The sequence below is a fragment of the Mesorhizobium sp. 1M-11 genome, assembly GCF_001303895.1.
Lineage (GTDB): Bacteria > Pseudomonadota > Alphaproteobacteria > Rhizobiales > Rhizobiaceae > Mesorhizobium.
On record NZ_LJSD01000014.1, the window covers coordinates 67546 to 91199 of the forward strand.

The following is a 23654-nucleotide window of genomic DNA, read 5'->3' on the forward strand; positions in this document are numbered from 1 at the left end:
CAACCTGTGAACCATCATTGTCAGGCGGCTTTGGCATAGGCTGCGCCCGACTATTCGCTGGCGTGCTCCTGATATTGCGGCAAGTCGTCGGTGATGGTGAACCACGCCGCCTTGGAGCCGACGAAGATATGGTGGTCCGGGCGGATAGTCGGCGCGTCGATCAGCGTGCCCATCGGAATATGGACGAAGGCACCATCCCGCACCACGGAATAGAGCAGCGAGCCGCAGCGGGCACAATGCGCGTTATGGGAGCTGTCGTGGGTGGTGTCGTCGCCGTAGATCAACAGTGCATCTCTATCGGTGACGAGGCGAAACTTTTCCCGCTCGATGCCGGCGAAAGGTTTGAAGGCCGAACCCGTTGTGCGTTGGCAATCCGAGCAGTGGCAGTTGGCTGCATAGACGAAGGCGTCCTCGACTTCGTAGCGTGAAGCCTTGCAGAAGCAGCCGCCGCTCAGCCGCAAGGCTTTTTCTTCCACCCTGGAGCCTGTCAATGTGCCTCGTCCCAGTTGTTGGCAGCGCGAGCGTCCACCTGCAGCGGAACCGACAGCGCAACCGCCGGCATGGCTGCGTTCTCCATGACCTCGCGCACAACAGGGATGGTCGCCTCGACCTCGCTTTCAACGGTCTCGAAGATCAGTTCGTCATGCACCTGCAGCAGCATGCGCGCTGAAAGTCCGGCGTCTTCCAGCGCCTGGTCGACGCGGATCATGGCACGGCGGATGATATCGGCGGCCGTGCCTTGCAGGCGGGCGTTGGTTGACGCGCGCTCATTGAAGGCGCGGATCGACGGGTTGGACGAACGGATTTCAGGATAGTGGATGCGCCGGCCGAAGATGGTCTCGACATAGCCCAACTCACGCGCGGATGCCTTGGTGGATTCGATGTAGTCGCGGATGCCCGGGAAACGTTCGAAGTACTTCTTGATGTAGTCGGACGCCTCTTCGCGTGGGATCGAGAGCTGGTTGGCCAGGCCAAAGGCCGAAATGCCGTAGATGATGCCGAAATTGATCGCCTTGGCACGGTTTCGGATTTCACGTGCCATGCCTTCGACGGGCGTATTGAACATCTCCGAAGCGGTCGCGGCGTGGATGTCGTCGCCATTGGCGAATGCCAGCTTCAACTGGGGAATGTCGGCGACATGGGCGAGCACACGCAGTTCGATCTGACTGTAGTCTGCCGAGATCAGCTTGTTGCCCTTGTCGGCTATGAAGGCTGTACGGATCTTACGCCCTTCGGCGGTGCGGATCGGTATGTTCTGCAGATTTGGCTCAGACGATGACAGACGTCCGGTCGTGGTGGCGGCGAGCGCATAGGATGTGTGCACGCGCTTGGTCTCCGGGTTCACATACTCCGGCAGCGCGTCCGTATAGGTCGATTTCAGCTTGGTGACCTGGCGCCAGTCGACGATCTTGCGCGGCAGCTCATGGCCTTCCGCCGCCAGTTCCTCCAGAACCTGCGCCGTGGTCGACCATTGGCCCGACTTCGTCTTGGTGCCGCCCGGCAGTTTCATCCGGTCGAACAGAATATCACCAAGCTGCTTCGGCGAACCGATGGTGAAGCGTTCGCCGGCAACCTGGTAGATTTCATCCTCGAGTGCCGCCGCACGCTGCGCGAAGTCTCCCGACAGCCGCGACAACATCTGCCGGTCGACGGAGATGCCGCGTTCCTCCATCTTTGCCAGCGTCTCCACCAGCGGCCGTTCGAGCCGTTCATAGACCGAAGCAACCCGCTTCGCCGCAAGCTGAGGCTTCAGCACCTGCCACAGCCGGAACGCGACATCGGCACCTTCGGCGGAATAGGAAGTCGCGCGGTCGATCTCGACGAAAGCGAAAGTCACCAGCTTCTTGCCGGAGCCGACAATGTCCTTGTAAGGGGTCATCGTGCGTCCGAGCCACTTGTCGGCCAGCGAGGCAATGTCGTGACCGCCTGCCGTGCCGCCATCGAGCACATAGGACAAAAGCATCGCGTCGTCATAAGGCTGGAGCAGCAGGCCGTGCCGGCGCAGCACCAGCCAGTCATATTTCACATTGTGGCCGATCTTCAGCACCGACGGATCCGCAAGCAGCGGAGCGATCGCCGCGCGTGCGTCGTCGAACGATATCTGTTGCGGCGCCATGCCGCCGCCGAGCAGGTCGTCTTCGGCGCTTCGATGCGTGAGCGGCACATAGGCAGCACGGCCGGGCCGTGTTGCCAGCGAGAAACCCACCAGATCCGCCTGCATCGGATCGAGCGATGTCGTCTCGGCGCGGAAAGCGACGATGCCGGCCTCCCGGGCTTCCGCGACCCAGGACTGCAGCGTGGCCGCATCGCGGACGCAGACATAGGTCGTCGGATCGAACTTGGCCACCGCCGCTTGCTGGATGCGGGCCGCGACGAGCCCGGCCACAGTGCCTTCGACATTGCCTTGCGTGGCCGTTGCCACCGGGGTCGGTTCGGCAGCCGGCTGCTTTTGCACGCCGGCACCGACGTCAGGCCCATGCGCGGTATCGCCGGTTTCGACCGTCAGCGCCGCCGCATCGATGGCCGCGACATCGGTGTCGGTCGCCTCGGCGACTCGCCGTGTCAGCGTGGTGAATTCCATCGCCTTCAGGAAGCTGATGAGCCGCGGACCGTTCGGGGGCTGCAGCACCAGGTCGTCCAGGCTCTCGACCACCGGGACATCGTTCTTGAGCGTCACCAGATCGCGCGAGATGCGGGCCTTGTCGGCGTTGTCGACGATCGACTGACGGCGCTTGTCCTGTTTGATCTCGCCGGCGCGGGCGAGCAGTGTGTCAAGGTCGCCGAACTGTTCCAGAAGCTGCGCCGCCGTCTTCGGACCGATGCCGGGCACGCCCGGCACATTGTCGACGGAGTCGCCGGTCAGAGCCTGCAGGTCGATCATCTTTTCGGGCGGCACGCCCCATTTCTCGATCACTTCGGGAATGCCGATCTGCTTGTCCTTCATCGGGTCGTACATGCCGACGGCAGGTCCGACGAGCTGCATCAGGTCCTTGTCGGAGGAGATGATGGTGGCGTCGGCGCCGGCCTCGCGCGCCATACGTGAGTAGGTGGCGATGAGGTCATCGGCCTCGAAACCCTCCATCTCGATGCAAGGCAGGTCGAATGCGCGGGTGGCCTCGCGGATGAGGCCGAATTGCGGGATCAAATCTTCCGGCGGCGCCGATCGATTGGCCTTGTATTCCGCATAGAGTTCGTTGCGGAAGGTCTTCGACGAATAGTCGAAGATGACGGCGAAATGGGTGGGTGTAATGCCGACGCTGGTGTTGCGCGCGTCCTGCATCAGCTTCCACACCATGTTGCAGAAACCGAGCACCGCGTTGGTGGGCAGGCCGTCGGACTTACGGTTGAGCGGTGGCAGCGCATGATAGGCGCGGAAGATGTAGCCGGAGCCGTCGACAAGGAAAAGATGATCGCCTTTTTTCATGGCGATACGGGTAGCCCGGCAACAGGCGGCTGTCCATGGTTTAGGCCGCTGTGCCGCCGTCTCCTGACATTCTTCGAACAGGTTTGGACCGGATGCTCCCCAGGCCTCGTCGTCGCTGTCCCAGACAAGGTCGAAATGAAGCATCGGGGCACCGGTGGGTCTCCGGCCGAACAGTGCCGACCGAGGATCGCAGGCGATCCGTCAAAAGACTTGAGGCGGCTTTCCGGCTGCGGTCGCGCGCCGTCGTTGGCAAAAGATGATCGGCCTTGTTCCCGGCCCGAAACAGCCGATCATTGCTGCTGATGAGGCTGCTCACGGGCATGTTACGAAAGTGTAATGTTCGTGCCCTTGAATCGCCATGTTCGCCTCCACAAATAAGGGTCCTCGGCAGTTTTCGCCGAAGTCCGGAACAAGGCCCGTCCCCCGCCTATGCCGGACATCTGCGGCAGCCTTTCCCCCTCTCCGGGCTGCCGCATTGTTTCGAGTAGCGCCGCCGTGGTTCCCCCTCCACCACGGCGGCACTTTTTTGGGAGCAGGATCATCACCGAAACAGCTGAAAAGACAGCGACCACGAAGGTCTCGAAAAGATCCAAGCGGCGCGCGTTGTTGCTCGTCAACCAGAAGGCGCGGCGTGGCGACATGCCGCTCGACGGCATTATCGAGAGATTGCGAACCGGTGGGCTGGAAGTGACGGTCGAGCCGTTTTCGGCGCTGCCGGAACTCGCTCGCGATATCACAAGGCTGCGCGAACAGGCTGACTGCATCATCATCAGCGGTGGCGACGGTACTGTTTCGTCAGGCGCCATGGCTGTGATGGAAAGCGGGTTGCCGATGGGCATCCTGCCGATGGGCACCGCCAACGACCTTGCCCGCACGCTCGGCCTGCCGATGGATATCATGCAGGCCGTCGATGTCATCGTCGGTGGCTACGAACGCCGTATCGATCTGGGTTCCGTCAACGGGCACGCTTTCTTCAACGTCGCCAGCATCGGGCTCTCGACACAATTGGCGCAGGGCTTGCAACCCAAGCTGAAAAAGCGCTGGGGCCGGCTGGGCTACGCCATCGCCGCGGCGCGCGTGCTGTTCAAGGTACGGCCCTTCACCGCCTGGATCCGCGAGAAGGGCGAGACGGTGCGGGTGAAGACCTTCCAGATCGCCGTCGGCAATGGCCGCCACTATGGCGGCGGTAATGTCGTTGAGGCGAGCGCGGCGATCGATGATGGTTTCCTCGATCTCTACAGCCTCGAGATGAGCAATGTCTGGAAACTGGCGCTGATGCTGCGTTCCTTTCGCTCGGGCACGCATGGTGCGTGGAACGAGGTGAGGACGGCACGTTGCGTGCAGTTCGACGTCACCACCAAGATGCCGCAGCCGGTGAATACGGACGGCGAGATCGTCACCTCGACGCCTGCTTCCTTCCTTGTCCATCCTGAAGCGATCGCCGTCTACGCGCCGCCAGGCACCGATGACTGACGATAGAGCCAATCAGCTGGCCGTGGTTTTCTTTGGACAACGCTTCTATTAGAGCGCCGCGCGTCCACTTGGACGCGCAAAGGACGCTCTAACATTTTGATTTGGCGCATGATCCTTTCCGAAAATCGATTTCGATTTTCGGGGTCATGCGATAGGGTCGCCGCGGAATCGCCGTTTTAGATCAGAAGGCCCGCAATGACCGCTCTCAATCCCGTCCTCGATCGTCTCGACAAGAACCTCGACCAGAGCCTCGATCGTCTGTTCGACCTGTTGAAGATCAAGTCGATTTCCACCGACCCAGCCTTTTCGGCCGATTGCCGCAAGGCTGCCGAATGGCTGGTGGCGGATCTGAAGTCGATCGGTTTCGACGCTTCGGTGCGGGACACACCCGGTCATCCGATGGTGGTTGCCCACCATGATGGCCCGGCAGGTGCGCCGCATGTGCTGTTCTACGGTCACTACGACGTGCAGCCGGTCGACCCGCTCAATCTGTGGCACGATGATCCGTTCGCGCCGGCGATGAAGGAGATCGAACCGGGCCGCAAGGTCATCACCGGCCGCGGCTCGGCCGACGACAAGGGACAGTTGATGACCTTCGTCGAGGCCTGCCGCGCCTGGAAAGCCGAGCATGGTTCTTTGCCTTGCCGCATCACCATCCTGTTCGAGGGCGAAGAGGAAAGCGGCTCGCCATCGCTGAAGCCGTTCCTCGATGCCAATGCCGAGGAACTGAAGGCGGATTTCGCGCTGGTCTGCGATACCGGCATGTGGGACCGCGAAACCCCGGCCATCTCGACTGCGCTGCGCGGTCTCGTCGGCGAGGAAATCGTCATCAAGGCAGCCAACCGCGACCTGCATTCGGGCGAATTCGGTGGCGCCGCGGCCAACCCGATCCGCATCCTGGCCAGGATTCTGGCCGACATCCATGACGAGACCGGCCGTGTGACCATCCCTGGCTTCTACGACGGTGTCGAAGAGACACCGTCGCAGGTGCTGAAATCGTGGGAAGCGCTGGGCGAGACGGCCGAGACCTTCCTTGGTCCGATCGGCCTTTCGGTTCCGGCGGGAGAGAAGGGCCGTTCGGTGCTGGAACTGGTGTGGGCGCGCCCGACCGCCGAGTTCAACGGCATCAATGGTGGTTACACCGGCAAGGGTTTCAAGACGGTGATCGCGGCGGAGGCATCGGCAAAGGTCTCCTTCCGCCTCGTGCACAAGCAGGATCCGGACAAGATCCGCGCTGCCTTTCGCAAATTCGTCGAGAGCCGCCTGCCGGCGGACTGCTCGGTCGAATTCCACCCGCATGGCGGCTCGCCGGCGATCCAGCTTTCCTATGACTCACCATTCCTGACCAAGGCCAAGAACGCGCTGTCGGATGAATGGCCGAAGCCGGCAGTGATGATCGCCATGGGTGGTTCGATCCCGATCGTCGGTGATTTCCAGAATTTCCTCGGCATGGAATCGCTGCTGGTCGGTTACGGCCTGTCGGATGACCGTATCCACTCGCCGAATGAGAAGTACGATTTGAGCTCGTTCCACAAGGGACAACGCTCCTGGGCGCGTATCCTCGACGCGCTGACCCGTTGAGAGCGCCGGCCATGAGCACCATTCGCTTCCACAAGAACGATCTGCCCGATCTCAGCCACTACGACGTCGATGCGGTTGCCATCGACACCGAGACGCTGGGCCTCAACCCGCACCGTGACCGGCTCTGTGTCGTGCAGATCTCGCCTGGCGACGGCTCTGCCGACGTTATCCAGATCGCGCCTGGCCAGAAGAAGGCGCCGAACCTGGTCAGCCTGCTGAAAAACCGCAAGGTCACCAAGCTGTTCCATTTCGGCCGTTTCGATCTTGCCGTGCTCTACAACGCCTTCGGCGTCATGCCGGAGCCGGTGTTCTGCACCAAGATCGCGTCGCGGCTGGTGCGCACTTATACCGACCGTCACGGGCTGAAGGACATCTGCCAGGAACTGCTTGGGGTCAGTCTGTCGAAGCAGCAGCAGTCCTCCGATTGGGCAGCGGAGACGCTTTCGCCGGAGCAACTCGAATATGCTGCCTCCGACGTGCTCTACCTGCATCGGCTGCGCGATGTGCTGGCCGGCCGATTGGAGCGCGACGGCAGGGTCAAGGAAGCCGACGCATGCTTCCGCTTCCTGCCGACCCGTGCCAAACTCGACCTCATGGGCTGGGACGAAGAGGATATTTTCGCCCACAGTTGAGGGCCGATGGAGGCTAGGACATGGCTGAAAGACAACCGATCGACACCGCGCCGAAGGACGGCTCCAAGGTGACCGTCTACTGGACCGACGGCGACGGCGTGTTGAACGAATCCATCGCGCAGTACCGCTCGGCCGAGCGCCTCAAGGCCCTCGGCGGCGACGTCAATCCCGGCGATATCGGCTGGTGGGCGGCGATCGACGGCCATACCCAGAAGAAGATAGAACCGACAAGCTGGCGGCCTGCATCCGACGACGAGGATGACGACGCCTAGAGCATTTCCGTTTTTCACGGAAACGCGGAAACGCTCTTCCGGACGGAAAACCGTCACACACTTTCCGGGAACTGCTCTAGCGCGGCGTTTTAAAGCGCGCTTGGCTTTTCTTGCTCGGTTGAACTATCGTCCCCGCATTGCAACCGGGGCCTGATTCGCAGCTTCGCCTGGTTTCGGCCCATGTTCGAGAGGGACTGCCATGGGTGTCGAAAGTCTGATTGTCTTCCTCATCATCGGCGCGATTGCCGGCTGGCTAGCCGGCCTGATCGTCAAGGGCTTCGGCTTCGGCCTGATCGGCAATATCGTTGTCGGTATCGTCGGTGCCTTCATCGCAGGCTGGCTGTTTCCGGCGCTGGGCATCAGCCTGGGATCGGGTATCATTGCCTCGATCATTCACGCCGCGATCGGCGCGATCATTCTTCTGGTGCTGATCAGGCTGGTTAAACAGGCCTAGAGCGTTTCACGGAAACGCTCTAGCTCTTTGTCCTACGCAATTCCGGACGGAAAACCGGCACACACTTTTCCTGGAATTGCTTTAGAACGCCTGCCGCGGCAGAAAAATGAAAAAGCCATTCCCGGGCCTGTTCCTGGGAATGGCTTTCAAAACGGCCTTGTCCTATCCGGATCGACCTCAAGCGCTTCTGCGCATCGGCCTTTCATGGCTATGATCGACCACATAGTGGCCAATCCTTTCATCGACGAGCATGCCGCTGATGCGGATGAAACCGGCAAAGGAGCGGCGCGCATCATCGGTGCTGATCTGGCCGGCATCGGCGGCAAGGCAGCAATTCATGGCGCAGTTGAAAACGGGGCCGCGACGCCCTGCAGGCCATTCACGCAAAAATGCGATCGCTTCGGCAACGCCTTCGATTTCTTTGATCGGATGGCCTGGTCCACGCGAAAGCCGCACCGGCACGACAAATTGCAGGCGGTTCATTGGCAACCTCCCAGACATCAGCGCATGCTCCTTTCCGAAATCGATCCCGATTTCGGGGTCATGCACTGGAGCAGTTCACTGTACTCCTTTGTGAGGAGAGAGCTTCACTGTACTCCTTTGTGGGGAGAGCGAAAGGCCACGCACGTAGGATTGATCACCAGATTCAAAAATTGATCTGGAGGGCCTCCTGCCGGCGATCGCAATGCCTCCGACAGCCGTTCGTCAGCGAACTTAATTCACCGGAGACCTTAAAATTGAACGGCCCGCTGCAGGGGGTGTTGCAGCGAGCCGTTTACAGGACATGGAGGGACATGCCTGACTTCGAGCGGACGAAAATTCCTCAGGAAGTTCCCCTCAACGGGCCGTTCCCGGCAAAGTTCCCTTCGTTACATTCACGAAAGAGTGACGCGGTCTGTTTTCGCGGAGTAGTTGACGGAGATCTGGTTTGCTGCGGCTGGGGGGCAGATGACACCTAGGACGGCTCATACCTGTTCTGTGCGATCAGCATTCGCATCAACACGGCGCTAGCAGTAGCTCTCGTGTCAGCCGGTTGTGGACGCCGCCATGCCATCATCCGAAGTGTCGCTATGATCGCGCTACTGCGATCTCCTGCGATCTGCGCTATCTCGATTTTGGGATCCCAGGATCGTCGATGTCAAAATGATCCCGTAAGAATTGATCAATCTCGCCAAAGCTTAAGGGCCGCCTGGTTCTATGAACTCAGAGTTTTGATTCTGGCAGACACCACTGAAATAATCATCAATCAACGAGAAGGATTAACCGAAAGATAACCGAATTTCGGCGCTTACGGTATTGCAACCGGCAGCTTAAACGTAAATTCGCAACGATGCTGTCACCCGTCTAAATTATGTGGCCAGGTGAGTCGCAGTCCACCGAGGGACAAACAATTGGGGGGCCAGATGGGGCATATCTCGTCATCGGCGAATAACGTCAAATCGCGACATGTGCGCGCGATGAATATTGACGACATTCCAGCCGTCCGTGCCCTGTTCAAATTGGTTTTCCGCCCCCATTCGAAGTCATGCAACGAAAACTTCGATCGGTATTTTCAGCGACTCTTTTTCGAGAATGCTTATTACGATCCGGCGATCGGGAGCATCGTGCATGAAAATGACCATGGCGAAATAGACAGCGTGGTCGCAGCCTTGCCAATTCCTTACATCGTTAACGGACAATCGATCATGGGGCGGCTCCTTTGCGCTTACATGATGAAACCTGGAGGTTCGCCGCGCGGGGCAGCCGAATTGACCCTCAGCCTGCGGCCGAGTGAAAAGATATTTAGTTTCAGCGACAGTGCCGCTCCGGTGAGTCTGAGGCATTTCGAAGCCATCGGAGGCGTGACGCTCGGCGCACATGGGCTCGGATGGACCCGCATATTCAAGACGGGAAGCTATGTGACGAAGTACGTTGCGAATCGGCTGCCCTTCCTGGGCGGATTGGCATCAAACGCCGTAGGCAAGATTCTGAATCCGCTTTTTCCGGTCAGCCAAGCCGCAAAATCGCGTGCGACAGTGAAGGAAATAGCGCAGGACGAAGCCATTTCCCTCATTCCAGTTCTGCTCAAAAGTTATTCGGCGTATCCGGCCTGGACAGAGGACGATTTCAGCTGGTTGCTCGGCATGGCAATGGAAAATCGAGCTGCGGGCGCACTACGACTGTTTGCGATCGACGATTCTACAGGAAGTCCAACTGGTTTCTTTTGTTATTACCGCCGGCCGGACGGCATAGCGCAAGTGTTGAGTGTGATCGCAAAGTCCGGCACTGAAAGGCATGCTGTCGATGGCATGCTATTTCACCTGCAGGAAGAGGGTCATATCGCTGCACGCGGTCGGGTAGATCCACGCTATCTCAGTGCGCTTTCACAACAATCTACGATGTTCTTTCGCCTGGCGACGAATGTCTGTGTTGTGACCGCACGCGCCGACGTGCTCAGTGCGGTTCAACGAAACGATGTCTTTATAGGCGGCCTGGCAGGCGAAAGCTGGAGCAGGCTTTCAACAGACTTCTTTTGAGCCGCAAGTTTACGCGCCGGAAAGAGGCAGCCGACTATCAGGCAGTCTCCTTGGCCGGGCTGGATTGGGGCTCGGGCGTCGAGTCGCGTGTGCGCACGCTGCCGACCCTTTTCCAGATGCGATCGGCGCAGGCAGCGAGTGCGCCCCGCGTGGTGCGTGCGCCAAGAACCGACTGGAGGGTCACAGCCTCCGTTGCAAACCTATGTTTGAAAGCTTCGCCACCACAAAGGAAATCGACCATCCGCAAGCCGTGGTCGATCGACCATTGTATATAGTCCACCATCAAGACGACCCCCGGCGACGCACGGCTGAAATCCGGATCATAGGTTGTGACGAATGCCATCATGACGCCGTGCTGGACGATATTGATCGAGACTGCGACCAGTTCGCCGTTGCATTCCATCACAAAAATCCGCAGCACACCGGCGCGCGCAAGCATGTCCACCAGCGCGGTGAGGACGGACTCGCCCTCTTCAAAAAGGTCGGATTCGCGTGTGTGCTGCACCAGCCATCTACGCTTGAGTTCAGACAGCCTCTCCAACATTGGCTGCAGCGGTTCGTCGGGCGCAACCAGGCGAAACTTCACTTCGCCTGCCTCTTCCAGCATTTTTATGCCACGCCGATAGTTCTGCCGCGTTTTCTTCGGATGCGTTGCCAGCCATGCTGCTCCGCTGTCCCATTGTCCGACTACCCGATAGCTGACTTCTTCCCGATGATTGCGGCGAAGCTTGATGCCACCGGAAACTCCTGGTGCGAAAATCCTGTGGGCCTGCGCATCCGGCAAAAGACGATTGATAAAGGCGATATCGAAACCACCTTCGGACCAGATGCGGGTCCAGAGATGCTCGAGCGTTGTTTGGCTGCATTCCGGTGCAACCAGAATGTTTCCATAGTCTGTGTAGCTGTTGGCAGCCCATTCGAGGAACCGAAGGCCCTTGCGCCTGCTGATCGCCAGGGGAATGACGGCGACCAATCGATCGGCGTTCCAGACAAGACCGATCCGCAGCGAGCGCTGATCACGGTCCCGTACCGTGCTCCACCAGGCCGAAATCCAGCCATGGCTTTGAAAGACCAGGCTGTCGGTGCGCTGCCATAGCTCCATCCACTCGGTTTCGACCGCAGCCAAGCGATCAGCCGAGCCGATAATTTCCATCCGCTCCATCCCAACGGTGTCGATTGCGACAGTTTCGTTCATGGATGAAGACGATCTTCTGGCTGCGCAACATTTGCGGAGCGTCTTTTGAAAAATCGAACGATGTGTCCCGCCATCTTCTTGAGCGGCAGGATGTAAAGCCCGTAGAGCGATTGATAGTCGCGCACATCACGGTCCATCAGGCCGAATTTGAGATCCTCCTTCGGATCCGGAACAAACTGCGTTCCAAAAATGCGATCCCAGAACGAAAAAAGCAGGCCGAAATTCTTGTCATAGTGTCTGGGATCCACACTGTGGTGCACCTGGTGCCAATGCGGAGACAGGATAACGTGGTCCAGCGGGCCAAAGGAGATCTTCAGATGGGTATGGCGGACAAAGTCCATCATCAGGATGTTGCGGATGACATAGACGTTAATGCCAAAAACGGCGATCTCTACGGGATTCAGCGCGATCAGGCTCCATATGCCGAAGCAGATCCCCGGGATGACGCCGTCCCAGGCACGGTTCATCAGATCGTCAAGCGGGTGAACCCGATCCTTGGTGATCCCCACCATCACTTCCGCGGAATGGTGCACCTTGTGCAATTCCCATAGGAACGGGAAGCGATGCTGGGCGACATGGTAGAGATAGTACGAGATGTCATAGGCGATCAGCATGGTCACGGTGAAGAGGATGAGGGTCACCGGCCCGGCGGGGCCGTCGATGATCGGACCCGAGATGCCAAAGAGCCAGCCAAGCGACTGATTTGTCGCATAGCCCATAGCGGCGATGAAAGTGACGCCGGCAGGAATGAGCAGGAAAGGCATCATCAGCTTTTTGGTGACCCAGAATAAAAGGTCCGCCCGCGCCGAGGGATGCAGTATGACTTCCGCCGGAAAAGCGAAATCGAAGAAATCCCGGAAGGACTTATGCTCGACGGTTCGCCAGTAGACGATCAACGCACTGCCCAACGCCGTGACCAAAAGGAGGCCGAGCGTCACGTAATCGATGTTCGCCAGTTTTGTGGTGACCACTCTGACAACTTCCGAGAGCATCGATGTCATGGTCTCCTGGATCGTGAATTGGCGATCCGGTTAGATGTGAAACGTAAATTTGCCAAGCCCGCCGCATGAGACTCGCGATCATTCGAGATGCGAAAGGGCAATATGCCGCTCCGGTTAGCAGATCAACCGTGTCAAAACTGCTAAACCCCTGAATGTATTTTAAATGATGTTGAACAGGACGGAAAGCCTGGCCGTCTTATTGATGCTGTGGTGGACTTACCGCGAGACGAACATCAACGCCATGTTTGCCGACCTCACCACGCCAGGCGAGACGTTGTGCAGGTTGTCTTACGCCGAAACGTGGTGAAACCCAGCCACCTTGCCCCGGTGTATCGCCGCCAGCGCGGATGTCGACCGAATTGTCCGGAAAGCGGATTGTCATCAGTGTTTCGCCGCCACGCGACACCATGACGGTGTTTCCGTCTCGGTTTGCCTCCAGGCCGGCTGCAAGTTGGAAAACGATTTCGGCCTTACGGCCGCGGCCAAGCAATTGGTCGGCGACCAGAATGCCGTCGGCTTCGCCCGTTACAGTGCGCTGATGCACAATGCCGAAACGGCTTTTGTATCCATCATGCAGCGCGCGCAGCCTCCATGGCAACTCGCGTTGGCTCTCCACCAATGTTGCCTGCGCCTTGTGTGACCAGTTGAACGGGCCCGAGATGATGCTTTGGCTCTGACCTTCTATATTCAAGGTGTTGTGCGCCGGAGTGGAGCGAAACCAATCGCGCCACTCTCTTCCCGAGCCATAGAGCCACGTGCCAGGATCGACCAGCACCGGATCGCCGTCGATACACAAGGTGAGTGAGAGCGCGTCCGCATGACCGTGGGCCGCTATCGAGAGATAGCCGAGTGGGCCGTGATCATATGTCAGTTCGATGCTGCGACCATTCATCGTCCCGCGCCAGACGGAGAGGCCACCTTGCTCAAATGTTCGTAATCCGTGCGGCGTTGCTGCCGACTGCAATGGCACGCCAAAGAAAAGGCTGCGAAAATCATCTGGCGCTGGGGCAGCGCCTGCCATGCCGAAATAACCGTGAATGGCAGCCGCGATCGATCGGACATAGTCGCGCTCATCCCCCAGCGTGATCACGCGGCCCTCATCGTCGTCACCAAATCCCCCGGCCTTTGCGGGAAGCCAATCCACGAAATCGGCGAAGGCAGCCAAGCGCTTCTCGACGGATGCGGGAAACGGCGCCTCGGCCTGATGTGCCGCGGTGGCGCACAGCAAGATGAGCTCGGCGGTGAAGGCCGCATAAGTCGGGGTTTGCTCGGCGCCGGCGCCGTCGGCAAGAATCTGCTTGTCGACTTCGGCAATGAGCGCCGTGCGGGCGGAGGCTGACTCGGCCCCAAAAGCCAGACTGATCAAATATTCGCCGGCCAGTTCCGCGACGAGATGGTTATTCGCGGACGAAAAACGGGAAGGAAACCGGGGTAGCCAGTAGGCACTCGCCGCCAGTATCTCACCTATTTTGCCGCGTGTCGTCGCAGCCAGTTTGTCGCCTGCAAAATCCAGCGTCACAATCAGGCTGATGGCTCGTAACGCGACTTCAATGCCGGAGGCCCAGGCCACTCCGCGAAAGGGGGGATTGGCGGAATGCCAACTGTCGATGGCCGCCTCGATGGCGTTTAGGCATTGCGCATCGCCAGAGAGAAGCCAATGCACAGCCAGCGGCGGCAACTGCTGTAGCCGGTTGATCTCCCACACATATTTTATGTCGCCACGATCGCCGGTCGACCGGAAGTCGACATTGAAGGCATGCACTTCAGGGCCGGGCCAGAGCGTGCCGCTCACCGGATCGAGACGCCAGAATTCAGCCGGAAACAGAAGGCCGGGATCGCGCGGTGGCCACGTCCGCCCGAGCGCGGAAAACCGCCCTTCAAGTGTGTCCGCAATGGCAGCTGTGATGGCTTGCCGTCGGTCAGCGGTCGCGTCTGCCTGCACGGCACCCCTCAATGCGCGGAACACGGGATGCAGTTGGGGTGAACCATAACGCTGCCAGCCATCGTCGCGACGCTTGGAAACAACCTTGCGACGATGTTCGCCCAGTCGATGCGAAATCTCGGCCGGGCTCATGCTGCGCAATCGGTTGATGTACCAGCCGATCCTCATGCAAGCTCCGTCACAGTTGTACTCCATGCCGCCGGGAAGCCATTTGGCCGCAATGCTTCCTTTGCATTCCCCCGGTTAATATCTTCGATAATGATACGGAGATCGGCGATGAGAATAGTGGCGTTTGTCGCAATATGGGCACTCTCGCTGATCACAGGCGCCGAAGCCGAGCCGATTGCCCTGCAAAAAGGCGTTGGCGTGCATGGGTGGCTGAACTGGTCCCCGGTCGAACAGGACCGCTCCTACAAATGGCCGCCTTACCGAACCGAGAAGGAATGGCTCGGCGCAGGCAGGCCTCTCGCCGACTGGCCCGATGGGGAGGTCTTTGCCGGTATCCGTTCCATGGGTTTCGACTTCGTCCGGCTGACTGTCGATCCGGGCCCTCTGCTTGCCAGCGATGGCGCCAAACGCCAGCAGGCACTGGACGTCCTTGCCGCCGCAGTGGAGCATGTCGTGTCGAACGGGCTCAAGGTGGTTTTCAACCTGCACAGCGTCGAACAGGTTCCGGCCTACGGTCTCAAGATAATTTCTGGTAGCGCCGACAGCGAAGGCGTGACCCGCTACCGCACGATGGTCGCGGCAGTGGCTGCGATGCTGGTCAAGATCGGCACCGACAAGGTTGCCCTGGAACCTTATAACGAGCCGACCCACTACCCTTGCGATTCAAGCGGAAGCGATGACTGGCAGCGGATCATGTCGGACACGGTCCGCGATATCCGCGCGGTCAGCCGCGATCTCACGGTCGTCGCGACAGGTGGCTGTGGCGGCAGCGTTGCCGGATTGGTCGATCTGAAGCCCAGCTTCGACGATCCCAACCTCTACTACAGCTTCCACATGTACGAGCCGCACAGTTTCACGCATCAGCGGCCAGACGGGACAACCACTTTCGCCTCGGGCCTTCCGTGGCCAGCCGCCAGCAGCACGCCTGAAGTCGTGATTGAAACGCTTGCAGCGCAAATGGAAGCCGCCGGTCTGAGCCAGGTCGAACGCATGATGAACACGGTGGCGGCGCGCGAAAGGATTGCCCAATATTTCGAGGAAAACTGGGGGACGAGCCAGCTCGAAGCTGTTTTTCAACAGGCGGTTGATTGGGCCAAGGCCAACAACATTGAAAGCCGGCGCCTGTTCATGGGCGAATTCGGCGTCATCCTGATGTCCTCCGATGGCAGCATGGGCGCATTCAATGCCGACCGTTTGCGTTATCTGACGGCGGTACGGCAGTTGGCGGAGCGCTATGGGATGCCGTGGTCGATCTGGGAATACACCAATCCGTATGGAATGACTGTCATCCAGCCCAGCGGGCCTGCGCTTCCGGATCTCGATTTGTTGAAGGCACTGGGTCTCGCACCTTGAGGCCCTCTATTCAAAGTCCGCGATGTTGAGACGCTGATCGACAAACGCGCGCTTGCCGCCGCGCCCCCAGGCAATGCGCTCGACCTGCTTCGACGAAAAGCGGATAGCGCCATGGGTCTGCGCATTCAGGTTGGCGATCAGCCGCTCGGCTGGATTGCCCACGGTCCCGTCGATCGGAATGTAGCGGACCACCGCTTCACCCGGCGTATCCTGATAGAATTGGAATTCCTGCAGTCCTTCAAAGAAAATGGGATCCTCCGGCGCGAGCGACAAACTCACCACATGGCTGCCATCCGCGGCAATCAGATAATCAATGTTGCGGCGTGGCATGATGGCCTCGACTCTCAGCCGCTGGCCGTTTTCGGCACTGGGCAATTCGAGCAGCCGGGCACGATCGCCGGTATCGTAGCGGATGAACGGCATGCCGGTCGACAGGAAGCCGGTGCCGACGAGCCGCCCCAGCTTGCCCGGTTTCACAACGGGAGCATCGTTGTCATCGATCAGTTCCGCCAGCCCGTAAAGCGGATTGAACTCGTAACTGTCCACGCGTCCGGGTATTTCAATGGCGAACAGTGCCTTTTCACTGAGGCCGTAAAAACAGGCGAAAGGCACTTGGCCAAGCACGGCCTGGATGCTGGCACGCTGGTGAGGAAAAAGGGGCTCCGAAATCGGCATGATGCCTTCGATGCGCAGTTTCGGTATCCTGCCGAGCTTGCGCATATGCCGGCAAAACAACTCGATCGCCGAAGGATAGCCATAGAGAAAACGGATGCCTCGTTCGTCGATCAGATCGAGGTAGAAGGCAGCATCTTCGACAGTCATCGGAAACACCGAAAGTCGCAGTTCGCGCAACGCCGGCTCCCACTCGTGCAGGCGTTTGCCTTGGGCGTCGAGGCCGAAACCCCGGAAGCAGGCGCGCGCCGTCTGCTCGTCGTAGCCTATGCGCGACCACGCGTCATAGACGAAGGCGATCTCGCGGGAGCTCCGGTCCTTGTCCAGATAGAAGACAAAAGGCTGCTCGGTATGATTTCCGCTGGTCGTGGCCTCGTCGAGGTCTGCGGCGGGCTCCGCCAGCGCGGCGCTACCCGCGTCGCGCAAGGCCTGTTTGGTAAGCACTGGCAGGCGGCGCAGGTCGGCGAGCTGCAGTGCCGCAATGTCAAAGCCGGGACCAAGGGCCTTGTCGATCAACCCACGATAGAAGGGACTGCCCCCATGCGCTTTCTGCAGCAATCCCCGCAGCGCGGCCAGATGTGCTTGCCCGGCATAAGCGGGATCCGCCGCCGCGTGAGCGATCTGCTCTCGCCATGAACGATAGGTCGCACCGAACTTCATCGTGGTCGGTACGCGTGCCACCAGCGGCGCTAAAAGCCGCCTCACGGGTTCGGGGCTTCGCACATAGGCGCCGCGTGCGATGTCGAGCAATTTCATGATCTTGCCTCCAGTCGGGTGCCGCTCGCCGCATCGCGCCACACGCGCTGCAATGCCATCGCGAAGGGAGCAATTTCCAATCGCTCCCTGTGCACAGCCTTGGCGGCTTCTCCAAGGCGCGTACGCAGTGCCGGATCTTCGACCAAGCGCGTCAACGCTTTCGTCAATGCAGCAACGTCACCGGGAGGGACCAACAAACCATTTTGCTCGTCGGTCAGAATGTCCTCCACCGCTCCGACCGGCGTCGCCACAACGGCTAGGCCGCTGGCCATGCCTTCAATGACCGAGACAGGCAGATTTTCGGCAAAGGAGGGAAGCACCAGCACGTCGGCGGAAGCGATCAGAGCGGCAACCTCATCTGGCCCGACCCAGCCCGGAAGCTGAACGCGGTCCGCGAGGCTGAGTTGTGCCAATCGCGTACGCGTCTCCTCGACCTCGCCGTCGCCGGCAATCGTCGCGCGCCAACGCCCCACAGACTTCATGTTCCCCAGGGCATCGCATAGTTGCGGCACGCCTTTGCGCTCGCCGATACGACCAAGAAACAGGATATGGACACTGTCTCCGCCGCCGACATGTTCCAGCACCGGAGTTTCAGTGGCGTTGGGCACGATGACGATGTTTCCAGCGGCACCCGGCGCGCGGCTGGCGATGAAGTCGCGCCAAATTCGGCCCAACACCACGACGCGGCTGGCATGCTCGAACATGCTTCGGATACGGCGGTCCAAAAAACCGCCATCTCCGCTCCAGAAGGTCCTGTATTCCGCCCCGTGCAGATGCAGCACATAGGAGATGCCGAGCATTCGTGCGCACATCGCAATAACCATCTTCCGGTATGTGCTGCCCGTGCTCGCTACGTTGATGTGAACGACGTCGGCGCTTCCGGCAAAGCGTGCCGCAGACATGCGCAGACAAAAACCGAGTGTATAGAAGATCGAAAGCCCGACATGTCCCGGACCGCGGCTGGCAATGAACCGCACGTCGATGTCCGCAATTTCCTGGCGCGCGAACTCCCGCTTGAGCGCCCCCATGATGCGGTCAATGCCCCCTTGCCCCGAGCCACCTGAAGGCGTTGCGACGAGGACATGCAGTTTTGGGTTGCTCAGGGGAGACTGCAACATGACACCATTGCGGATAGCACATGCGACCAGCGGTAAAGCAAAGGTGTCAAATAAAGCTTATAGCCCAACTGATCTGTCGTTCTTTGGTGGCATGCTGCTGGCTTTCGCGCCGGTCAACGGTTAATCAGGCTGAATTGTCCGGGGAAAACCTTTGCTACTTCGTTCCACGCTAATATACGCCCCGGCGATTCTGCTGACACGTATTTCCGCTTTGCTCCTGCTGGTCATCATGACGCGCATGATCGATCAGACCCACTACGGCTTGCTGACGCTGGTGGTCACGGTGGGCGAAATGACGGATGTCGCTGTCACCAACTGGCTGCGCATTTCGCTTCTTAGACTTGGTGGCAAAGGCGACATCAGCAAAGGCAGCCTGATCCTGGCGGGGCAGGTGTTGCTTGCCACGACCCTCGTTGCGCTGGTTATCTCCGCAATTGCCTCGGTGATCATCGTGCCGGAACATTGGGGCGAGTTTGCCATTGCCGTCGGCAGCTATCTGATTGCCGGGTCGATCGGCCGCTTCGCATTGACCATACTGCAGATGCAACAGCGGCATTCGGTCTATTCGATCCTTGAAGCCTTGCGCAGCCTGCTGCAACTCATATTGCCGATTGCCGCCATCCTCCTGTTCCAACGCTCCTTCCTTGCGGTGTCACTCGGCTCGAGCCTTGGCATGCTGATTGCAGGCATCACAGCGAGTATCGTCGCGTCCCGGCACGTCGTTCCCGGCCCGTCGCGCTTCACTCGCCAGGAGTTTTTCGCCTTCGGCGCTCCTTTGGTCATCATGGCCCTGGTCGGCTTTGGACTGAACAGTGCTGAACGACTGTTCCTCAAGGTTTACTACGATGCCAGCGCCGTAGCAGTCTTCGCTGCCGCCTATGCACTGGCCCGACAGCCGATCGACATGATTGCAAATGCAATCAACACAGGGGCATTTCCGGAGGTGGTGAACCGCTTTGACGAGGAGGGGCCTGAGGCCTCAAGCCGCTTGTTGTCGAAGCTTATAGCCTTGATGATGCGCCTTTGCCTGCCGGTCGCGGCAATGCTCGTCGCGCTCAGCACCGATATCACGCGGCTTATGCTGCCTGCGGATTATCATGGCCGCTTCGGGCTGCTGTTTCCAGTTATCGCTTTCAGCGTCCTGTGCGCCAATCTCGCAACCTTCGTTTATGGCGTCGTGGTGCACGCACACAAGCGGCCGTGGCTGCTGATCATTGTCAATTTCTTCGGTTCGGTCGGGACGATTTCGCTGTCTTTCCTGTTGATCCCCAAAATGGCGGAACTGGGTGCTGCGCTGGCGTTGGCGGGTGGATCGGTAGCCGCTCTGATAACCTGCATTGTCATCAGCCATCGGCTCACGCCGGTGCCCGTGCCGTGGCGCGACATTGGCATCTCTGTCGTCCTCTCTGCGAGCACGGGTCTGGTTGCCGCTCTTGCTGCCGGTTTTCTTGGTCAAGCGCCGGCAATTCTGCCGCTGGCGGCCGGCGGCAGCGCAGGGACGGCGACGTTTTTTGCGCTGATCTGTATGTTCTATCCTGCGGAGGCCGTGCTTTTCCTTGACAAGGTCAAGGCGCGCCTGCCGACTTTTTAGACCAATCCTATGGATTGATGCTCCGACGTATCCGGCGGGACCAGAACTCCTGGCACAGCAACCATGCATAGGCGGTGTTGGTATCGTAGTAACGCCGCCACAAACGCCGTGGCTCCTGTGCGACGCGAAACAGCCACTCCATGCCGGCCGCCTGGACCAATTTAGGCGCCCGGGCGACTTTCCCGCCATAGACGTCGAAACTGCCTCCCACCCCCATGAAGAAATTCGGCGTAAGTTCGTCGCGATAGCGCTTGAGGAAGCGCTCTTTTCTCGGCGTCGGCATGGCCACGAACAGACAGTCCGCACCTGAATCGTTGATGGCCTGGACGACCTCGGACTCTTCCTCCGTCCTGAAATAACCATTGCGCTTGCCGGCAATGCTGAGACTTGGATGATCTTTGGCGAGCTGACTTTCAACCGCGTCGAGAACGTGCTGTTCGGCCCCCAGAAGAAACGGTCGGTAACCCCTCTTTGCGCAGAGGGCGAGCACATTGATCATGACATCGACACCGGTGACGCGCTCCGGCAATTTGATCCCGCAGAGCCGAGCGCCCCAAAGCACTCCCTTGCCGTCGACATTGATCACGTCCGCCGAGACCACATCTTCGCGCAATTCGGCATTGTTGCGCATGTTTACAAGCTTGGCGACGTTCACGACGACATGGTGCAGCGGTCGACGCATGGCCATTGCCTCGTCGACAATGGAAAGCGTCTCCGCCATGGTCAACGCATGAATGGGCGCGCCGAGAAACTCCCGGTGCCGTGATGCCAACAGAGGATGTTGCGCCCACGCCGCATCGTGCACGTTCATGCCGCCTCCCCGGTACGGGAACGCTCCAGTTCGGATCTCTTGCCTTCGATGCGGGCATCCGGCTTACGCGCCTTGCGCCAGGTCCAGAGGCCTCTCGTGTCGACCAGCTTCTTGTCTTTCAGCGCCTCGGGATCAACGAAATTGAACTGTCGATGATCAACCAGGAGAACCACGATATCGGATTGGTCGATGGCGGAAAGTGCATCTGTAAAAGCGATATCGTTGCCCTCGAGCTCACGTGGCAGCGCGCGCGCGTTGGGCTCTGCCGCGACGATCTTGAGATTGGGGAGCTTGGACAGAAGTTTCACCACCTCGACGGCAGGGCTCTCGCGCATATCGTCGATGTTGGGTTTGAAGCTGAGTCCAAGGCAGGCGATCGTCTGCTCGCGGGTAGGGTCGAGCAATGCTTCGATGTCCTTGACCACCGACAGTGGACGCTCGGAATTGATGCGGCGCGCCGAACTGATCAGCCGCGTGCTGTTCGGTGCGGCGTCGATGATGAAATACGGATCGACCGCAATACAGTGACCACCGACGCCCGGGCTCGGCTGGAGGATATTCACGCGCGGATGCCGGTTTGCGAGATCGATCACCTCCCAGACATTGAGCGACAAATCCTGGCAGACCGCCGCAAGTTCGTTGGCGAAGGCGATATTGACGTCACGAAACGCATTTTCGGTCAGCTTTACAAGTTCCGCGCTTTCGGCCTGCGTTATGAACAGATCGCCGGCGACGAAGCTCGAATAAAGTGTAGCGGCTCTTTCCGACGACTTGCGCGAAAGTCCGCCGATCGAACGGTCATTGTTGATCAGCTCGGTCAGCACCTTTCCCGGCAGCACGCGCTCGGGAGAATAGGCGACCAGTACGTCCGCCTCTTCGCCGTGCGGGACAGGAAATTTGAGATCGGGCCGCAACTCGGCAAGAAGGCTTGTCATGGTGCGTGTTGTGCCGACCGGCGACGTCGATTCCAGCACGATGAGGTCATCGCGCTTCAGGACCGGAGCGATGCTTCGAGCCGCATCAAGCACATAGCTGATATCCGGCTTGTGCTCTTCGGTGATCGGGGTTGGAACGGCGATGATATAGGCGTCAGCCGCCTGGGGGGTGCCGAAGGCCCTGAGCTTGCCATTGGCCACGACCTTTTGGATCAAACCGTCCAAGTCGGGTTCGACGATGTGGATTTCGCCACGGTTGACCTTCGCGACCACCGACTCATTGACATCGATGCCTATGACATCGAATCCGCGGCTGGCAAAGATGGCGCAGGTCGGCAGGCCGATATAGCCCATGCCGATAACGGAAACGGTTCTGATTTCAGCCATGATGCTGTAGTTCCTCAATGATCCGGGTCGCGGCTCGGCCATCGCCGTAGGGATTGTGTCGCTCCGCCATACTACGATAGACGCGCCCGTCGTCGAGCAAGCTATTGGCATTGAACAGAATTTTCTCGATGTCGGTGCCGACCAGCCGAGCGGTGCCTGCCGCGACGCCCTCCGGGCGCTCGGTATTTTCCCGCATCACCAGTACTGGCTTCCCAAGCGATGGCGCTTCTTCCTGCACACCGCCGCTGTCGGTCAGCACCAGATAACTCCGTTTCTGCAAGTACAGGAACGGCAGATAGTCCTGCGGGTCGATCAGGTGGATGTTCTGCACTCCGGCAAGTTCCTCGTCGACCACCTGCCGGATGTTGGGGTTCGGATGGACTGGATAGACGATCTGCACATCCTCGCGCATCGCCAATGTCTTGAGGGCGCTGCAGATGCGCTGGATGCCGCCGTCGAAATTTTCCCGCCGGTGACCGGTGACGAGGATCATCTTCTTGGTTGGATCGATGAAAGGAAAACGCGCGGCAAACTTGGCGTTCATCTCGATGTTGGCATCGATCTCGTCGGAGAAATGCAGCAGCGTGTCGATGACCGTGTTGCCGGTCACGAAGATCGTGTCCGCAGCCTTTCCTTCGGCGAGCAGATTGTCGCGTGCTTCGGCGGTTGGCGCGAAATGCCAGGTGGCGATGTTGCCGGCGATCTTGCGGTTCAATTCCTCCGGAAAGGGAGAATTGATGTCATGGCTGCGCAACCCTGCCTCTATGTGAGCGACCGGGATACGCTTGTAAAAGGCAGCGAGCGCCGCTGTCATCGCGGTGGTCGTATCGCCTTGCACGAGGACAATATCGGGCTTGGCCTTGTCCAGCACATTGGCCATCCCGAGCAGCACGCGCGAAGTCACGTCGAACAATGTCTGGCCGGGTTGCATGATGTTGAGATCGTGGTGCACCGGCAGGCCTGTCAGCTCAATGACCTGATCGACCATTTCGCGATGCTGGCCCGTGACGCATATCTCCGTGACAAAGCCTGGATGGGCAAGGGCGGCACGCGCTACGGGAAAACATTTGAGCGCCTCCGGCCTCGTGCCGAACACGACCAGCAGTTTCCTCTTGGAAGGCATCTTGGCAGATGAAGCGGCGTTCATGGTTACCCTCGATCGCCGAAGATGGCGTCCCTGTCAGACTGCATAGCATTTGGAAGCGTCTTCACGATTGTAAACGTTATCATACGGTTAATCTTCGAGTTCACATCTTCTGCAACATCTCTTGCCAAGGACTGTATCGAAAGATATCAAACCGCAGTGGCGCTAAAGAGAATACTTGGGCTTGGGTAATATTTTATTTATCGGCCACGCCGCCATGTCTCGGCGC

The 23654-nt window shown here is 59.4% G+C and carries 20 protein-coding genes; 9 read left to right on the forward strand and 11 right to left on the reverse strand.

Annotation, left to right across the window (positions count from 1 at the left end; all coding sequences use genetic code 11):
• Positions 1-50 precede the first annotated feature (50 nt).
• Both AO692_RS08575 and polA read right to left on the reverse strand, forming a co-directional pair.
• Complete coding sequence (locus tag AO692_RS08575) at positions 51-491, reverse strand: GFA family protein (protein WP_054309645.1); 441 nt, start codon at positions 489-491, stop codon at positions 51-53.
• Entirely contained in the window at positions 488-3424 is a 2937-nt protein-coding gene (gene polA, locus AO692_RS08580; protein ID WP_054309738.1) for a DNA polymerase I, read from the reverse strand. The genes AO692_RS08575 and polA overlap by 4 nt, the downstream gene beginning before the upstream one ends.
• Positions 3425-3964: 540 nt before the next feature.
• On the opposite strand from polA, the gene AO692_RS08585 reads away from it, so the two are divergent.
• The 5 genes from AO692_RS08585 to AO692_RS08605 all read left to right on the forward strand — a co-directional run bounded on the left by AO692_RS08585 (position 3965) and on the right by AO692_RS08605 (position 7836).
• Positions 3965-4897: a lipid kinase gene (locus tag AO692_RS08585; RefSeq protein ID WP_280138579.1), complete on the forward strand. Its 933-nt coding sequence runs from the start codon at positions 3965-3967 to the stop codon at positions 4895-4897.
• A 195-nt stretch (positions 4898-5092) separates the two neighbouring features.
• A complete protein-coding gene (locus AO692_RS08590) occupies positions 5093-6478 on the forward strand; it encodes a M20/M25/M40 family metallo-hydrolase (protein WP_054309647.1) in 1386 nt (461 codons plus the stop codon).
• A gap of 11 nt (positions 6479-6489) precedes the next feature.
• Positions 6490-7110, forward strand: a complete 621-nt coding sequence (locus AO692_RS08595) for a ribonuclease D (protein ID WP_054309648.1) — start codon at positions 6490-6492, stop codon at positions 7108-7110.
• 20 nt (positions 7111-7130) lie between these two features.
• The gene (locus AO692_RS08600; protein ID WP_054309649.1) at positions 7131-7382 is read left to right on the forward strand and encodes a hypothetical protein; all 252 of its coding nucleotides are present in this window, start codon (positions 7131-7133) and stop codon (positions 7380-7382) included.
• 199 nt (positions 7383-7581) lie between these two features.
• Positions 7582-7836, forward strand: coding sequence for a GlsB/YeaQ/YmgE family stress response membrane protein (locus AO692_RS08605; RefSeq protein ID WP_054309650.1), 255 nt, complete (start codon positions 7582-7584; stop codon positions 7834-7836).
• 177 nt (positions 7837-8013) lie between these two features.
• On the opposite strand, the gene AO692_RS08610 is transcribed toward AO692_RS08605, so the two are convergent.
• On the reverse strand, positions 8014-8337 hold the full coding sequence (locus tag AO692_RS08610; RefSeq protein WP_348271452.1) for a DUF982 domain-containing protein: 324 nt from the start codon (positions 8335-8337) through the stop codon (positions 8014-8016).
• Between the two features lie 902 nt (positions 8338-9239).
• Between AO692_RS08610 and AO692_RS08615 the strand changes: the two genes are divergently transcribed.
• Positions 9240-10352 (forward strand): hypothetical protein, encoded by a 1113-nt coding sequence (locus AO692_RS08615; protein WP_054309652.1) that lies wholly within the window; start codon positions 9240-9242, stop codon positions 10350-10352.
• Between the two features lie 37 nt (positions 10353-10389).
• Here AO692_RS08615 and AO692_RS08620 read toward each other — a convergent pair whose 3' ends face one another.
• The 3 genes from AO692_RS08620 to AO692_RS08630 form a co-directional block, all read right to left on the reverse strand.
• Positions 10390-11325, reverse strand: coding sequence for a GNAT family N-acetyltransferase (locus AO692_RS08620; protein WP_244483292.1), 936 nt, complete (start codon positions 11323-11325; stop codon positions 10390-10392).
• 218 nt (positions 11326-11543) lie between these two features.
• A complete protein-coding gene (locus tag AO692_RS08625; RefSeq protein ID WP_054309739.1) occupies positions 11544-12539 on the reverse strand; it encodes a sterol desaturase family protein in 996 nt (331 codons plus the stop codon).
• A 205-nt stretch (positions 12540-12744) separates the two neighbouring features.
• Positions 12745-14658, reverse strand: coding sequence for a heparinase II/III-family protein (locus tag AO692_RS08630; protein ID WP_054309654.1), 1914 nt, complete (start codon positions 14656-14658; stop codon positions 12745-12747).
• Positions 14659-14766: 108 nt separating this feature from the next.
• Between AO692_RS08630 and AO692_RS08635 the strand changes: the two genes are divergently transcribed.
• Positions 14767-16011 (forward strand): cellulase family glycosylhydrolase, encoded by a 1245-nt coding sequence (locus AO692_RS08635; protein WP_054309655.1) that lies wholly within the window; start codon positions 14767-14769, stop codon positions 16009-16011.
• A 6-nt stretch (positions 16012-16017) separates the two neighbouring features.
• On the opposite strand, the gene AO692_RS08640 is transcribed toward AO692_RS08635, so the two are convergent.
• A complete protein-coding gene (locus tag AO692_RS08640) occupies positions 16018-17439 on the reverse strand; it encodes a phenylacetate--CoA ligase family protein (protein WP_054309656.1) in 1422 nt (473 codons plus the stop codon).
• Positions 17436-18557: a glycosyltransferase family 4 protein gene (locus tag AO692_RS08645; protein WP_244483293.1), complete on the reverse strand. Its 1122-nt coding sequence runs from the start codon at positions 18555-18557 to the stop codon at positions 17436-17438. The genes AO692_RS08640 and AO692_RS08645 overlap by 4 nt, the downstream gene beginning before the upstream one ends.
• Here AO692_RS08645 and AO692_RS33855 point away from each other — a divergent pair.
• Both AO692_RS33855 and AO692_RS08650 read left to right on the forward strand, forming a co-directional pair.
• The gene (locus AO692_RS33855) at positions 18556-18681 is read left to right on the forward strand and encodes a hypothetical protein (protein ID WP_280138578.1); all 126 of its coding nucleotides are present in this window, start codon (positions 18556-18558) and stop codon (positions 18679-18681) included. The two genes, AO692_RS08645 and AO692_RS33855, sit on opposite strands and share 2 nt — an antisense overlap.
• Positions 18682-18708: 27 nt before the next feature.
• Positions 18709-20148 (forward strand): oligosaccharide flippase family protein, encoded by a 1440-nt coding sequence (locus AO692_RS08650; protein WP_054309658.1) that lies wholly within the window; start codon positions 18709-18711, stop codon positions 20146-20148.
• 7 nt (positions 20149-20155) lie between these two features.
• Here AO692_RS08650 and AO692_RS08655 read toward each other — a convergent pair whose 3' ends face one another.
• Genes AO692_RS08655 through wecB form a run of 3 tightly spaced genes read right to left on the reverse strand, consistent with a single transcriptional unit; the run spans position 20156 to position 23428 of the window.
• Positions 20156-20959: a WecB/TagA/CpsF family glycosyltransferase gene (locus tag AO692_RS08655; protein ID WP_054309659.1), complete on the reverse strand. Its 804-nt coding sequence runs from the start codon at positions 20957-20959 to the stop codon at positions 20156-20158.
• Positions 20956-22281: a UDP-N-acetyl-D-mannosamine dehydrogenase gene (wecC, locus tag AO692_RS08660; RefSeq protein WP_054309660.1), complete on the reverse strand. Its 1326-nt coding sequence runs from the start codon at positions 22279-22281 to the stop codon at positions 20956-20958. The genes AO692_RS08655 and wecC overlap by 4 nt, the downstream gene beginning before the upstream one ends.
• Positions 22274-23428 carry a UDP-N-acetylglucosamine 2-epimerase (non-hydrolyzing) gene (gene wecB, locus AO692_RS08665; protein ID WP_054309661.1) on the reverse strand — a complete coding sequence of 385 codons (1155 nt, stop codon included), beginning with the start codon at positions 23426-23428 and terminating at the stop codon, positions 22274-22276. The genes wecC and wecB overlap by 8 nt, the downstream gene beginning before the upstream one ends.
• Positions 23429-23654 lie beyond the last annotated feature (226 nt).